The following is a 10,929-nucleotide window of genomic DNA, read 5'->3' on the forward strand; positions in this document are numbered from 1 at the left end:
AGCTGCGGATCCGCGGTGGGCTCCTCGACGCTGGCGAAGGTGTAGGTGCGTCGCCGCCCCCGCACCAGCGCCGCGGCCGAACTCGCTTCCGCGCTGCAGGCGGCGCGCAACACCGGGATCGATCCCGAGCTGGAAACCAGGTCGTCAATCGCCGCGGCGCGCGTCAAGGTCGCAATCCAAGAACCCGCCCTGCGGGCCGCCTCCCGCGTCTTCGACGCCGGCGGCGCGTCGGCCGTGCAGGCGTCGGCGCTGCTGGATCGGCACTGGCGCAACCTGCGGACCCTGTTCTCGCACAACCCGACGGTCTATAAGGCGCGGGTGCTCGGCGATGTCGCGGTCAACGGCGCGGAGCTGCCGCAGAGCAGCTTCTTCTAACGCAGCGCGCGGATTTAAGTCAGCGCAGGCGCCCATGGGACAATGGGACCCGTGTTGCGTTGGATCACCGCTGGGGAGTCGCACGGCCGCGCGCTGGTGGCCGTGCTCGAAGGCATGATCGCCGGTGTGGAGATCACCTCCCTCGACATTTCCGAACAGCTGGCCCGCCGCCGCCTCGGTTACGGCCGCGGCGCCCGGATGGCGTTCGAGCGGGACGCGGTGAGCGTGCTGTCCGGGGTGCGTCACGGTGTCACCCTGGGCGGGCCCATCGCCGTCGAGATCGGCAATACCGAATGGCCGAAGTGGGAGACCGTGATGGCCGCCGACCCGGTCGACCCGAGCGAGCTGGCCGACAGCGCGCGCAACGCGCCGCTCACCCGGCCGCGGCCCGGCCACGCCGACTACGCGGGCATGCTCAAGTACGGCTTCGACGACGCCCGGCCGGTGCTGGAACGGGCCAGCGCCCGCGAGACGGCGGCCCGCGTCGCGGCGGCCACCATCGCCCGCGCGTTCCTGCGCCAGGCGCTGGGCGTCGAGGTGCTCTCGCACGTCATCGCGATCGGCCCGTCGGCGCCCTACCAGGGCCCGCCGCCCGGCCCGGGCGACCTGCCCGCGATCGACGCCAGCCCGGTGCGCGCCTTCGATAAGGCGACCGAGGAGGCGATGATCGCCGAGATCGAGGCCGCCAAGAAGGACGGCGACACGCTCGGCGGGGTGGTCGAGGTGGTGGTCCTGGGCCTGCCCATCGGGCTGGGCTCGTTCACCAGCGGCGACAACCGCCTCGACAGCCAGCTCGCCGCCGCCGTGATGGGCATCCAGGCGATCAAGGGCGTCGAGATCGGCGACGGCTTCGAGACGGCGCGCCGCCGCGGCAGCCGAGCCCACGACGAGATGTATCCGGGCCCAGACGGGGTGGTCCGCTCGACCAACCGGGCGGGCGGCCTGGAGGGCGGCATGACCAACGGCCAGCCCCTGCGGGTGCGCGCCGCGATGAAGCCCATCTCCACGGTGCCGCGGGCGCTGGCCACCGTCGACATGGCGACCGGCGCCGAGGCCGTCGCGATCCACCAGCGCTCGGACGTCTGCGCGGTGCCGGCCGCCGGCGTGGTGGTCGAGGCCATGGTGGCGCTGGTGCTGGCCCGCGCGGCGCTGCAGAAGTTCGGCGGTGACTCGCTGGCCGAAACCCGCCGCAACGTCGAGTCCTACCGGCGGGCGGTCGCCGAGCGGGAGTCGCCGGCCGCCCGGGGTACCGCGTAATGGCGCCCAGGGCTGTTCTGATCGGTCTGCCGGGATCGGGCAAGTCCACCATCGGCCGGCGGCTGGCCAAGGCCCTCGGGGTCGACTTCCTGGACACCGATGTGGCCATCGAGCAGCGGACCGGGCGGCGCATCGCCGACATCTTCGCCACCGACGGCGAGCCGGAATTCCGCCGCATCGAGGAGGAAGTGGTGCGCGCCGCGCTGGCCGATCACGACGGCGTGGTGTCCCTGGGGGGCGGCGCCGTCACCACCCCGGGGGTGCGGGCGGCGCTGGCCGGTCACACCGTCATCTACCTGGAGATCAGCGCCACCGAAGGCGTGCGGCGCACCGGCGGCAACGCCGTGCGTCCGCTGCTGGCCGGGCCCGATCGCGCCGACAAGTACCGCGCGCTGCTGGCCGAGCGCAGCCCGCTGTACCGGCGGGCGGCGACCATCCGCGTCGACACCAACCGGCGCAACCCCGGCGCGGTGGTGCGCTACATCGTCTCGCGGTTGCAGGCTCCCGCGGGGGCCGCGACATGACCCGCTCGGGTGAGCCCGTCACCATCGAGGTGGCCGTCGACCCGCCGTACCCGGTGATCATCGGTACCGGCCTGCTGGGCGAGTTGGACGAACTCCTCTGCAACCGGCACAAGGTGGCCATCGTGCATCAGCCGGTGCTGGCCGAGACCGCCGAGGTGATCCGAGGCCGGTTGGCGGACAAGGGTGTTGACGCGCACCGCATCGAAATCCCGGACGCCGAAGACGGCAAAGACCTTCCGGTCGTGGGCTTCTTGTGGGAAGTGCTGGGCCGCATCGGGATCGGGCGCAAGGACGCGTTGGTCAGTCTCGGCGGCGGCGCGGCCACCGACGTCGCCGGGTTCGCGGCGGCCACCTGGCTGCGCGGCGTCGACATCGTGCACGTGCCCACCACGCTGCTCGGCATGGTCGATGCGGCCGTCGGCGGCAAGACGGGGATCAACACCGACGCGGGCAAGAACCTGGTCGGGTCGTTCCATCAGCCCCACGCGGTCCTGGTCGACCTCGCGACGCTGCAGACGTTGCCGCCCAACGAACTTGTGGCCGGGATGGCCGAAATCGTCAAGGCGGGATTCATCGCCGATCCGGTGATCCTCGACCTCATCGAGGCCGATCCGCAGGCCGCCGTCGACCCGTCGGGTGACGTGCTGGCGGAACTGATCCGCCGCGCGATCGCCGTCAAGGCGGAGGTGGTGGCCGCCGACGAGAAAGAGTCGGAGCTGCGCGAAATCCTCAACTACGGGCACACATTGGGCCACGCCATCGAGCGCCGGGAGCGCTACCAGTGGCGCCACGGCGCCGCGGTGTCGGTGGGTCTGGTCTTCGCCGCCGAGCTAGCCCGGCTGGCCGGCCGGCTCGACGACGCCACCGCGCAGCGCCACCGCACCATCCTGTCCGCGCTCGGCCTGCCGGTCAGCTACGACGCCGACGCGCTGCCGCAGCTGCTGGAATACATGGCGGGAGATAAGAAGTCGCGCGCCGGGGTGCTGCGGTTCGTGGTGCTCGACGGGCTGGGCAAGCCGGGCCGGCTGGCCGGACCCGACCCGGCGCTGTTGGCGGCGGCATATGCCGGACTCGCGCAGGAGGCTTCGTGACCACGACTGTGAACGTCATCAACGGCCCGAACCTGGGCCGGCTGGGGCGCCGCGAGCCCGACGTGTACGGCGACACGACGCACGATCAGCTGGCGGCGCTGATCGAGCGCGAGGCCGATGACCTGGGCCTCAAAGCCGTTGTGCGGCAAAGCGATAACGAAGCCGAGCTGCTGGACTGGATCCACTCGGCCGCCGACGCGGGCGAACCGGTGATCCTCAACGCCGGCGGGCTCACCCACACCTCGGTGGCCCTGCGCGACGCCTGCGCCGAGCTGAGCGCACCCCTGATCGAGGTGCACATCTCCAATGTCCATGCCCGCGAGGAGTTTCGGCGGCATTCCTACCTGAGCCCGGTCGCCACCGGCGTGATCGTCGGGCTGGGGGTACAGGGCTATCTGCTCGCCCTGCGCTATCTGGCCGGAAAGCCCGGCGCCGACAGCTAGCCCTTGCCGTGCTCCGTGCCCGGCTTGGTGTGCTCGTCGCCGCGGTGGATCACTTCGGTCTTGGGGTCGTGCTCGGTTTTGCCGATCGATTCGGTGGGCTCTTCGCGCTCGGCGGTGGCGACGGCCGCGGTCCGCGCGTCGGTCTGGTGGCTGGACGTCTGCGCGGGAATCTCGCCGGTAGGGGCGTCGTCACCGCGCACCGCGGAGAACACGTCGGTGTCGGCCCGTTCGTCGTCGGCGCCCGGCCGCCGCGGCGGGGGATTGCGGTCCACCCGCCAGCGCCCGATGGTCACGCCGATGATGGCGGGCAGGAAGACGCACAGCGCGGTGAAGGCGGCGAAGGTGGTGAGCTCGTTGAGCAGCCCGCCGGTGTACAGGCCCTTGTAGAAGAGCGCGATCAGCCAGGTCACGGCGCCGCTGAGCACACCGGCCAGCAGGCCGGCCAGCAGCCACGTCATCGCCAGGTCGCCGCGGCGGTCCGGATCGGGGTTGGCGCGGGCGTCGGCCCGGCCGTCGAGCACCCCCCACACGGCCACGCCGATGATGAACAGCACCAGCAGCACCACGCTGAACAACCCGGCGTTCGTCTGCCACGCGTTGATCAGTGCACCTTGGAACAATCGGACGACGACCATCGCCGTGGCGTAGACCAATCCGCGCAGCATCCAGTTACTCATGGCCCAAAAGCGTAGCGAGTACCGTCAAGACCTGTGACACATTCACAGCGTCGAGACAGGCTCAAAGCACGACTCGAGGCCAGCGGATTGGATGCGCTGCTGGTCACGGACCTGGTGAACGTCCGTTACCTTTCCGGTTTCACCGGATCCAACGGCGCGTTGCTGGTGTTCGCCAACGGTCGGGGCCCCGTGCTGGCCACCGACGGGCGCTACCGAACGCAGGCCGCCGAGCAGGCGCCGGACCTCGAGGTCGCCATCGAACGGGCCCTCGGGCGCTACCTGGTCGGGCAGGCCGCCGAGGCAGGCGCGCAGAAGCTGGGCTTCGAAAGCAACGTGGTCACCGTCGACGGGTTCGACGCCCTGACCCGTGAGCTCGACGACCGCAAGGCGGCCACCGAGCTGGTCAAGGCCGCCGGCACGGTCGAAGCGCTGCGCGAGGTCAAGGACGCCGGCGAGGTCGCGCTGCTGCGGCTGGCCTGCGAGGCGGCCGACGCCGCGCTCAGCGACCTGGTGGCGCGTGGCGGCCTGCGGCCGCGCCGGACCGAACGCGAGGTGAGCCGCGAGCTGGAGGCCCTGATGCTCGACCACGGCGCCGACGCGATCTCGTTCGAGACCATCGTGGCTGCCGGGCCGAATTCGGCGATCCCGCACCATCGCCCGACCGATGCCGTGCTGGCCAGCGGCGATTTCGTGAAGATCGACTTCGGCGCGCTGGTCGGCGGCTACCACTCCGACATGACCCGCACCTTCGTGCTCGGCAAGGCCGCCGACTGGCAGCTGGAGATCTACCAGCTGGTCGCCGACTCGCAGCGGGCCGGCCGGGAGGCGCTGCACGCCGGCGCCGACCTGCGCGAGGTGGACGCCGCGGCCCGTCGGGTGATCGCCGACGCCGGTTACGGCGAGCAGTTCAGCCACAGCCTGGGCCACGGCGTGGGCCTGCAGATCCACGAGGCACCGGGCATCGGCGCCACCTCCACCGGCACGTTGCTGGCCGAGTCGGTGGTGACCGTGGAACCCGGCGTCTACCTGCCCGGCCGCGGCGGGGTGCGCATCGAGGACACCCTGGTGGTGCCGCAGGAGGCCGGCGGCACGTCACCGGAATTGCTGACCAAGTTCCCCAAGGAGCTGGCCGTCCTGGGGTAGCGGCCGGGCGGCCGGCGGGCTTGCCCCCGCGAGTACAGTCGGGGACGTGAACGGGGTGGCACGGGGTTTGGCGCGCCTGCGGGACTTCCGGTGGGACGTGTACGCCCAGCCCCTTCGCGAGACGCGGCTGGAAATGCAGATCGTCTACTTCGCGATCCACCTGCCGTTCGCCAGCGGGGTTACCGTCCACCTCCCGCTGCTGACCATGATCAAGCCGTTGCCGTCGCCCGACGAGCACGCCGCGGCCGGCCGCGAACCGGCGCGCCGCTGACGGAGTTTCGCCCGTCGGCCGCGCGACCCCGGCCCGCGAGGCCCGGCCCCGCGGCGCTCTAAACTAGCCGACAAGTCGCACACAGTCCGCAGACGACTGTCCATCCCGAGGAGATATACCGAACCGTGGCAAGCACTGCCGATTTCAAGAACGGACTGGTGCTGGTGATCGACGGCCAGCTGTGGCAGATCGTCGAGTTCCAGCACGTCAAACCCGGCAAGGGCCCGGCGTTCGTGCGGACCAAGCTGAAGAACGTGCTCTCCGGCAAGGTCGTCGACAAGACGTACAACGCCGGGGTCAAGGTGGAGACCGCCACCGTCGACCGGCGCGACGCCACCTATCTGTACCGCGACGGCAGCGACTTCGTGTTCATGGACAGCCAGGACTACGAGCAGCACCCGCTGCCCGAGTCGCTGGTCGGGGACGCCGCCCGGTTCCTGCTGGAGGGCCTGCCGGTGCAGGTGGCGTTCCACAACGGGTCACCGCTGTACCTCGAGCTGCCGGTGTCGGTCGAGATGGAGGTCACCCACACCGAGCCCGGCCTGCAGGGTGACCGGTCCAGCGCCGGCACCAAGCCGGCCACCGTGGAGACCGGCGCCGAGATCCAGGTGCCGCTGTTCATCAACACCGGCGACAAGCTGAAGGTGGACACCCGCGACGGCAGCTACTTGGGGCGCATCAACGCGTGAGTAGACCCGTGAGGGGACGCCACCAGGCCCGCAAACGCGCCGTCGACCTGTTGTTCGAAGCCGAGGCCCGCGGACTGAGCCCGGCGGAGGTCGTCGACGTCCGCACCGGGCTCGCCGAAACGAACCCCGATGTCGCGCCCCTGCAGCCGTATACGGCCGCGGCGGCCCGGGGCGTCGGTGAGCACGCCGCGCACATCGACGACCTGATCAGCTCGCACCTGCAGGGCTGGACGCTGGACCGGCTGCCGGCCGTGGACCGCGCGATTTTGCGGGTCGCGGTGTGGGAGCTGCTGTACGCCGACGACGTGCCCGAGCCGGTCGCCGTCGACGAGGCCGTCCAGCTGGCCAAGGAGTTGTCCACCGACGATTCGCCGGGCTTCGTCAACGGGGTGCTGGGCCACGTCATGCTGGTGACGCCGCAGATCCGGGCCGCCGCCGAGGCGGTCCGAGGCGCGCTGGGTCCCGACCTAACCCCGGAGGACCCCGGACCGCAGCCATGACCCGGTTGGAGCTGCGCCTGCTCGTGGCGGCCGTGCTGGCCGCGACGGTGGTGCTGGGCGCGGTGATCTGCGCCGCCTATCGCCTGACCATCGTCGCCTCGGTGCTCTCCATCTACGCGCTGGGGGTGGGCGCCTGGCTGTATCACTGCGTCGAACGGGTGATCGTGGCCCGGCGCATCAGCACGGTGCGCTCGGCGGCCAAGCCGCTGCAGCCGCTGCTGCCGGTGATGGCCGCGATCATGGGGCTGACGCAGGGCGTGGTGCGCTCGCTGTCCGACGTCACCGAATTGCCCGCCCGCCGCTGGGAGTTGCCGGTGTTGCGTTGGGTGGACAGCACGCGGGGTAATCGCCGTGTGGTGGAAAGTGACGACGAGGCGGATCACTGATCAAGCTGAGGTGAAATGACCACGGGCATGTCGCGGCGGGTTGACAATACGAGCGGCACGTCAGCGGCGGCGAACGAAGAACAGGTGAGGTCATGATTCGATACAGCACCCAGCCGCGACGACTCCGGGTGTCGGCACTGGCGGCCGTGGCCAACCCGTCCTACGCGCGGGTCGACACCTGGAACCTGCTCGACGACGCCTGCCGTCACCTGGCCGAGGTGGACCTCGCCGGGCTGGACAAGACCCACGACGTGGCCCGGGTCAAACGGCTGATGGACCGCATCGCCGCCTACGAGCGGTACTGGCTGTACCCCGGGGCGGCGAACCTGGCGATCTTCCGCGCCCATCTCGAAAGCCTGTCCACGGTGCGGCTCACCGAAGAGGTGTCGCTGGCCGTGCGGTTGCTCAGTGAATATGGCGACCGCGCAGGGCTTTTCGATACGTCGGCGCCGCTGGACGACCAGGAACTGGTGGCCCAGGCCAAACAGCAGCACTTCTACACCGTGCTGCTCGCCGACGACGCCCCGAGCACCGCGCCGGACAGCCTGGCCGAGTGCCTGCGCGCGCTGCGCACGCCGTCCGACGATGTGCAGTTCGAGATCCTGGTGGTGCCCAGCGTGGAGGATGCCATCACCGCGGTCGCGCTGAACGGGGAGATCCAGGCCGCGATCATCCGCGACGACCTGCCGCTGCGGTCCCGTGACCGGCTGCCGCTGATGAACACGCTGCTCGGCCCGAACGAGGACGCCGGAGACGGCATCCCAGACCGCGCCAACTACTGGGTGGAGTGCGGCGAGTGGATCCGGGAGCTGCGGCCCCACATCGACCTGTATCTGCTCACCGACGAGTCGATCGCGGCCGGCGACGGGACCGAGCCCGACGTCTACGACCGCACGTTCTACCGGCTCAACGACGTCACCGACCTGCACAGCACGGTGCTCGCCGGGCTGCGGAACCGTTACGCCACACCGTTTTTCGACGCGTTACGGGCGTATGCCGCCGCCCCGGTCGGGCAATTCCACGCCCTGCCGGTCGCGCGGGGCGCCAGCATCTTCAACTCCAGGTCGCTGCAGGACATGGGGGAGTTCTACGGCCGCAACATCTTCATGGCCGAAACCTCCACCACCTCCGGCGGGCTGGACTCGCTGCTGGATCCGCACGGCAACATCAAAAAGGCGATGGACAAGGCCGCCAAGACGTGGAACGCCGACCACACCTACTTCGTCACCAACGGCACGTCGACGGCCAACAAGATCGTCGTGCAGTCGCTGACCCGGCCCGGCGACATCGTGCTCATCGACCGCAACTGCCACAAGTCGCATCATTACGGGCTGGTGCTGGCCGGCGCCTACCCGCTGTATCTGGACGCCTATCCGCTGCCGCAGTTCGCGATCTACGGCGCGGTGTCGCTGCACACCATCAAGCAGACGCTGCTGGACCTGGAAGCCGCCGGGCAGCTGCACCGGGTGCGCATGCTGCTGCTGACCAACTGCACCTTCGACGGCGTCGTCTACAACCCGCTGCAGGTCATGCAGGAAGTGCTGGCGATCAAGCCGGACATTTGCTTTTTGTGGGACGAGGCGTGGTACGCGTTCGCCACGGCGGTGCCCTGGGCCCGGCAGCGGACCGCGATGGTGTCCGCCGAGCGCCTCGAGCAGATGCTGGCCTCACCGGAATACCTTGAGGAATACCGGAAATGGGCCGCGACCATGGACGGCGTCGACCGGTCGGAATGGATCGAGCGGGAGCTGATGCCCGACCCGGAAACCGCGCGGGTCCGCGTCTACGCCACGCATTCCACGCACAAATCGCTGTCGGCGCTTCGGCAGGCGTCGATGATCCACGTGCGCGACCAGGATTTCAACGCGCTCACCCGCGATTCGTTCGGTGAGGCATTTTTGACCCACACCTCGACGTCACCCAACCAGCAACTGCTGGCGTCGCTGGATCTGGCACGCCGACAGGTCGACATCGAGGGCTTCCAACTGGTCCGGCAGGTCTACGACATGGCGCTGGTCTTCCGGCATCGGGTGCGCAAGGACCGGTTGATCAGCAAGTGGTTCCGCATTCTCGACGAATCCGATTTGGTACCAGAGGAATTCCGAAAGTCCTCGGTGAGCTCCTACCGCGAGGTCAGGCAGGGGGCGCTGGCCGAGTGGAACGAGGCGTGGCGCTCGGACCAGTTCGTGCTCGACGCCACCCGGGTGACCCTGTTCGTCGGCGCGACCGGGATGAACGGTTACGACTTCCGCGAGAAGATCCTGATGGAGCGATTCGGCATCCAGATCAACAAGACGTCGATCAACAGCGTGCTGTTGATCTTCACGATCGGCGTCACCTGGTCGAGCGTGCATTACCTGCTCGACGTGTTGCGAAGGGTGGCAATCGATTTCGACCGCATCCAGAAGGCGGCCAGCGTTGCCGACCGGGCGCTGCAAGAGCGTCACGTCGAGGAGATCACCGAAGACCTGCCGCATCTGCCCGACTTCAGCGAATTCGACATGGCGTTCAAGCCCGTCGACGAGTGCAAATTCGGCGACATGCGTTCGGCGTTCTACGCCGGATACGAGGAGTCCGACCGCGAACACGTGCTGATCGGCATGGCCGGGCGACGGCTGGCCGAGGGCAAGACCCTGGTGTCGACCACGTTCGTGGTGCCCTACCCGCCGGGCTTCCCGGTGCTGGTCCCCGGTCAGGTGGTGTCCAAGGAGATCGTGTACTTCCTGGCCCAGCTCGACGTCAAGGAAATCCACGGCTACAACCCGGATCTGGGGTTGTCGGTGTTCACCGAGACGGCGCTGGCGCGCATGGAGGCGCAACGCAGCGCCGCGATGGCCGCGGTGGGTTCGGTGACCGCGGCCTTCGAACTGCCCTCGGACGCGTCCGCGACCAACGGGGCACGCACCAACGGGGCCAGCGACGCCCCGGCCGTGCCGTCGGGCGCCGACAGCGGCTGAGCGATCAGCGGGGTGTCGGAGTCGGCCGGGCGGCGCACGTGGTGCGCGCCGAGGTGTGCGGTGCGCCGGTCGACCAGTCGGCGATGCCGCGCCGGATTCCCTGCAGCAGCGCGTCCCTTCCCGCCGGGGCCGTGTCGTTGCAGCTCGAGTGCAGGGTGCTGAATGGGCTGGGGTCGGCGCCGGCCGGCGCCGCCACCAGCACGGCCGGGCCCACCAGCACCGCCGCGCTGACCAGCACTCGGGTGATCACCCGGTCGGGACGACGCGAAGAGCGGGCGGTACCAAGCATGACGGTGTCAGCCTAGGACGGCGGCGCTGAGAGGGCGCTGAGAGCGCGCTGAGCTTGGTGTTCACTGCGAGCACGCGGCCCTGCAGAATCAAGGGCGTGCGCATATTCGGTGGCCGGTCGGCCCGGCGACGCGGGCGGCTGCGTCCGCGGCACCTGCCGCACCTGGGCATCTCGGCCCGCTCGGCCGCGGTGTCGGCGATCGTCGTGCTGTGTGCGCTGGCCATCGCCGGCGCGGGACTGGACGCGATCCTGTACCGGTCGCTGCTGGCGGGCGTCGATTACGCCACCGCCGAACGGGTCCGCGATATCACCAAGGCGCTGCAGGCC

General features: G+C 69.9%; 12 protein-coding genes and 2 pseudogenes. 12 read left to right on the top strand and 2 right to left on the bottom strand.

The window, feature by feature from the left end:
* Positions 1–66 precede the first annotated feature (66 nt).
* The 5 genes and pseudogenes from A5659_RS25235 to aroQ all read left to right on the top strand — a co-directional run.
* Positions 67–375, top strand: a pseudogene (locus A5659_RS25235) (acyl-CoA dehydrogenase); the annotation flags it as partial.
* A gap of 51 nt (positions 376–426) precedes the next feature.
* On the top strand, positions 427–1,632 hold the full coding sequence (gene aroC / locus A5659_RS25240) for a chorismate synthase (RefSeq protein WP_067185062.1): 1,206 nt from the start codon (positions 427–429) through the stop codon (positions 1,630–1,632).
* Positions 1,632–2,156, top strand: coding sequence for a shikimate kinase (locus A5659_RS25245; protein ID WP_066863481.1), 525 nt, complete (start codon positions 1,632–1,634; stop codon positions 2,154–2,156). The genes aroC and A5659_RS25245 overlap by 1 nt, the downstream gene beginning before the upstream one ends.
* Positions 2,153–3,247 carry a 3-dehydroquinate synthase gene (gene aroB, locus A5659_RS25250; RefSeq protein WP_066863478.1) on the top strand — a complete coding sequence of 365 codons (1,095 nt, stop codon included), beginning with the start codon at positions 2,153–2,155 and terminating at the stop codon, positions 3,245–3,247. The genes A5659_RS25245 and aroB overlap by 4 nt, the downstream gene beginning before the upstream one ends.
* Complete coding sequence (gene aroQ / locus A5659_RS25255; RefSeq protein ID WP_066863476.1) at positions 3,244–3,690, top strand: type II 3-dehydroquinate dehydratase; 447 nt, start codon at positions 3,244–3,246, stop codon at positions 3,688–3,690. Before aroB ends, aroQ begins: the two co-directional genes overlap by 4 nt.
* Here the strand turns inward: aroQ and A5659_RS25260 are convergent.
* A complete protein-coding gene (locus A5659_RS25260) occupies positions 3,687–4,367 on the bottom strand; it encodes a B-4DMT family transporter (RefSeq protein WP_066863471.1) in 681 nt (226 codons plus the stop codon). The genes aroQ and A5659_RS25260 overlap by 4 nt on opposite strands.
* Before the next feature lie 33 nt (positions 4,368–4,400).
* On the opposite strand from A5659_RS25260, the gene A5659_RS25265 reads away from it, so the two are divergent.
* The 6 genes from A5659_RS25265 to A5659_RS25290 all read left to right on the top strand — a co-directional run bounded on the left by A5659_RS25265 (position 4,401) and on the right by A5659_RS25290 (position 10,313).
* Entirely contained in the window at positions 4,401–5,510 is a 1,110-nt protein-coding gene (locus A5659_RS25265) for a Xaa-Pro peptidase family protein (RefSeq protein WP_067185057.1), read from the top strand.
* Between the two features lie 46 nt (positions 5,511–5,556).
* The gene (locus tag A5659_RS25270) at positions 5,557–5,781 is read left to right on the top strand and encodes a hypothetical protein (protein WP_066876378.1); all 225 of its coding nucleotides are present in this window, start codon (positions 5,557–5,559) and stop codon (positions 5,779–5,781) included.
* Between the two features lie 125 nt (positions 5,782–5,906).
* Positions 5,907–6,470 (top strand): elongation factor P, encoded by a 564-nt coding sequence (gene efp / locus A5659_RS25275; protein ID WP_066863465.1) that lies wholly within the window; start codon positions 5,907–5,909, stop codon positions 6,468–6,470.
* On the top strand, positions 6,467–6,970 hold the full coding sequence (gene nusB, locus A5659_RS25280) for a transcription antitermination factor NusB (RefSeq protein ID WP_067185060.1): 504 nt from the start codon (positions 6,467–6,469) through the stop codon (positions 6,968–6,970). Before efp ends, nusB begins: the two co-directional genes overlap by 4 nt.
* Positions 6,967–7,356, top strand: coding sequence for an antitermination protein NusB (locus A5659_RS25285; RefSeq protein ID WP_066863453.1), 390 nt, complete (start codon positions 6,967–6,969; stop codon positions 7,354–7,356). Before nusB ends, A5659_RS25285 begins: the two co-directional genes overlap by 4 nt.
* Positions 7,357–7,448: 92 nt before the next feature.
* Entirely contained in the window at positions 7,449–10,313 is a 2,865-nt protein-coding gene (locus A5659_RS25290; RefSeq protein ID WP_067021558.1) for an aminotransferase class I/II-fold pyridoxal phosphate-dependent enzyme, read from the top strand.
* Positions 10,314–10,317: 4 nt separating this feature from the next.
* Here the strand turns inward: A5659_RS25290 and A5659_RS25295 are convergent, their stop codons facing one another.
* The gene (locus A5659_RS25295) at positions 10,318–10,602 is read right to left on the bottom strand and encodes a hypothetical protein (protein ID WP_231998014.1); all 285 of its coding nucleotides are present in this window, start codon (positions 10,600–10,602) and stop codon (positions 10,318–10,320) included.
* A 57-nt stretch (positions 10,603–10,659) separates the two neighbouring features.
* Between A5659_RS25295 and A5659_RS25300 the strand changes: the two are divergent.
* Positions 10,660–10,929: pseudogene (locus A5659_RS25300) on the top strand (hypothetical protein); the annotation flags it as partial.

This window comes from Mycobacterium sp. 1165196.3 (assembly GCF_001673415.1).
Taxonomy (GTDB): Bacteria; Actinomycetota; Actinomycetes; order Mycobacteriales; family Mycobacteriaceae; genus Mycobacterium; species Mycobacterium europaeum_A.

Bases quoted from the DNA above. Each gene is read 5' to 3' on its own strand.
- A5659_RS25295 (WP_231998014.1), bottom strand. From the start codon at position 10,602: ATGCTTGGTACCGCCCGCTCTTCGCGTCGTCCCGACCGGGTGATCACC.
- A5659_RS25245 (WP_066863481.1), top strand. From the start codon at position 1,632: ATGGCGCCCAGGGCTGTTCTGATCGGTCTGCCGGGATCGGGCAAGTCC.
- aroB (WP_066863478.1), top strand. From the start codon at position 2,153: ATGACCCGCTCGGGTGAGCCCGTCACCATCGAGGTGGCCGTCGACCCG.
- A5659_RS25260 (WP_066863471.1), bottom strand. From the start codon at position 4,367: ATGAGTAACTGGATGCTGCGCGGATTGGTCTACGCCACGGCGATGGTC.
- A5659_RS25290 (WP_067021558.1), top strand. From the start codon at position 7,449: ATGATTCGATACAGCACCCAGCCGCGACGACTCCGGGTGTCGGCACTG.
- A5659_RS25285 (WP_066863453.1), top strand. From the start codon at position 6,967: ATGACCCGGTTGGAGCTGCGCCTGCTCGTGGCGGCCGTGCTGGCCGCG.